Source organism: Arthrobacter sp. JCM 19049 (assembly GCF_001310435.1).
Genome location: NZ_BAXF01000286.1, coordinates 1 through 2,834, shown reverse-complemented (window position 1 = coordinate 2,834; position 2,834 = coordinate 1). Strand labels below are relative to the sequence as shown.

At 63.4% G+C, this 2,834-nt stretch carries 1 protein-coding gene and 1 pseudogene; both read right to left on the bottom strand.

Annotation, left to right across the window (positions count from 1 at the left end):
• The coding region (locus JCM19049_RS11050; protein WP_279403011.1) for an MFS transporter at positions 1-1,039 on the bottom strand (1,039 nt) is incomplete at its 3' end.
• Between the two features lie 256 nt (positions 1,040-1,295).
• Positions 1,296-2,547 (bottom strand): annotated as a pseudogene (locus JCM19049_RS11045) (M24 family metallopeptidase).
• Positions 2,548-2,834: the final 287 nt, after the last annotated feature.

Sequence of the window (2,834 nt, the reverse complement as noted above, 5' to 3'; positions counted from 1 at the left end):
CCGGCACCGTGAACAGGACAAAGAGGATCGAGGCGCTCATCAGGACCCGCTTGCGCCCAAACTTGTCCGAAAGCATCCCGGTGATGAAGATGAAGCCGATGTAGGTCACCAGCGCCACCGTGGTGGCGACGTAGGACGCCGTCTCATCGAGTCCCAGCTCCTGGGACAGGTAGGTGGGCATGTAGGACAGGATGACGTAGAAGCCGACCGCGTTCAAAAGCACCGCGCCGGCGGCCAGCACCAGGCGGCGCCAGTGGTCGCGGAACAGGGACTTAACCGGCGCCTTGATGACCTCGTCCTCCTGAGCCAGCTCCTTGAAGGCCGGCGAGTCCTCCAGCTTCGTACGGATGTAGCGTCCGATCAGGCCCATCGGGGCCGCCAGCACGAAGGGAATGCGCCAGCCCCAGGATTGCATCTGTTCTGCATCCAGCAGGCCGGTCAGCAGGGCGGCCAACAGTGAGCCGAGCAGCAGGCCGGTGGCGGTGCTGGCCGGAACCACCGCGGCATACAGCCCGCGCCGGTTCGCCGGGGCGTACTCGACCAGGAACGCCGAGGCACCGGCATACTCGCCCGAGGCGGAAAAGCCCTGCACCAGGCGCAGGAGCAGCAGGATCAGCGGGGCCGCGATGCCGATGCTGGCGTAGCCCGGCAGCAGCGCAATGCAGAAGGTCGCCCCGGACATCAGCAGGATTGACCAGCTCAGCGCCTCGCGCCGGCCAATGCGGTCGCCAATGTGACCCCAGACGAAACCGCCCAGTGGACGGACCAGGAAGGAAATCGCGAACAGGGCGAAGGTCATCAGCAGCGCGGTCTGCGGTGCGGATTCGGGGAAGAATACCACCGAGATGGTCACCGCCAGGTAGCCGTAGGCCGCGTAGTCGAACCACTCGACGAAGTTGCCGATGAAGCTCGCGGCAACGACCTTGCGCCGGGTGGCGCTGCCCACGCCACCGGGGTCTGGGCGCTGTTGTCCGCTGAGTGTCGGGCCCAGGTCGGCCTTCGCCCCGGGCACGCTGGATTGCGAATTTTGATGATTCATTGTGGAAACCGCCAAGAGAACTGGAGTGAAAGTTGCAGTGAACGCAACACGGTTGCATTAATAGTAGATGTGGTACACATCACTGTCAACGGATTCCGGGGCGCACTTCAATGACATTTCTGAATGGCCGCTTTCCTGCTTCGCTGAGGCGGGGAGACGGCTGGTTGCGCGGGGAAAAACACTGGCGTTAAGCACGGGCAGCGGCCTGGGTTCCTGTGGGAACCCAGGCCGCTGCCCGTGTGGTGGGTGGTGCCGACTAGGCGTCGATGATGTTGTTCTCCGGGCCGAAGCCGAACTTCGTGATGTTCTCCGCGCCATCCTCGCCCACGACCAGGATGTCGTGCTCGCGGTAGCCGCCGGCCCCCGGCTCGCCATCCATCACGGTGATCATCGGCTCCATCGACACCACCATGCCCGGCTCCAGGACGGTGTCGATGTCCTCGCGCAGCTCCAGGCCCGCTTCGCGGCCGTAGTAGTGCGAAAGCACGCCGAAGGAGTGGCCGTAGCCGAAGGTACGGTTGGGCAGCAGGCCGTGGGAAATGTAGATCTCGTTCAGCTCGGCGGCGATGTCCTTGCAGACCGCGCCGGGCTTGATCAGCTCCAGGCCGCGCTTGTGGACCTCGACGTTCACATTCCACAGCTGCAGGCTGCGCTCGTCGGGCTGACCCAGGAACAAGGTGCGCTCCAGTGCGGTGTAGTAGCCCGAGGTCATCGGGAAGCAGTTCAGCGACAGGATGTCCCCGCGCTGCAGCTTGCGGGTGGTGGCCCAGTTGTGGGCGCCGTCGGTGTTGATGCCGGACTGGAACCACACCCAGGTGTCGCGCACTTCGCGGTGCGGGAAGGTCCTGGCGATCTCGTGCACCATCGCCTCGGTGCCGATCAATGCCACCTCGTACTCGGTGATCCCCTCGCGGATTGCGGCCTTGATGGCCTCACCGCCCAGGTCGCCGATGCGGGCGCCGTGCTTGATGACCTCGATTTCCTCGGCGGACTTGATCATGCGCTGACGCATGGCATCCTGCGAGACATCCAGCAGCTGGGCGCCGGGGAACGCATCCTGGATGCGCTGGCGGGTCAGGCCCGGCAGGAAGTCATCTTCACGCCGATGCGGGTCGCCTTTACCCCGTCACGCTTGAGCGCCTCCTGCAGTCCGTAGAAGAAGTTGTCACGCTTCCAGTCGGTGTACACGATGTTCTCGCCATAGCTGGTGCGCCACGGCATGCCGGCATCGATGTTCGCGGTCACGGTGGTGGAGTTGTTCGCGGTGACCACCAGCGCGTAGTTGCGTCCGAACGTGGTGTACAGGAAGTCCGAGTAGTACTTGATGCGTGGTAGCTGGTGAGGATCACTGCATCCAGCGACTTGGCCGCCATGATCTGGCGCAGGCCCGCCAGGCGGCGCTCGAACTCCGCGTCGGAGAAGGTCAGCTGCTGCTTCGAGCCGTTGTGCAGGGTCTTCAGGCGCTCCAGCTCGGAGACATTGGTGGGGCTGTTTGAGGTCGTGGTCATGGTCGACTCCTATGTCTATGAAGGTACTGCAGGAAAACTGGGTCAGCGTTGCCGGGAAGAAGCGCAAGAGAGAAGTTGCATTATCTGCAACGCTGTTGCATTCAGGTTATTTGTGGTCCGAGTCACTGTCAAGCAGTGTTCTCGTAGATTTTGTAGATCTCAATCATCACCGTCCTGACAAGGGCATTCCGAAGTAATGTGACGCCGGTTCCGCGTCCCACGGCGATGCCCGCCGGCTGCGGTTCGGCTGCATCGAGGCGGACCTTCGCCCGGGTGCCGGGGAAGTG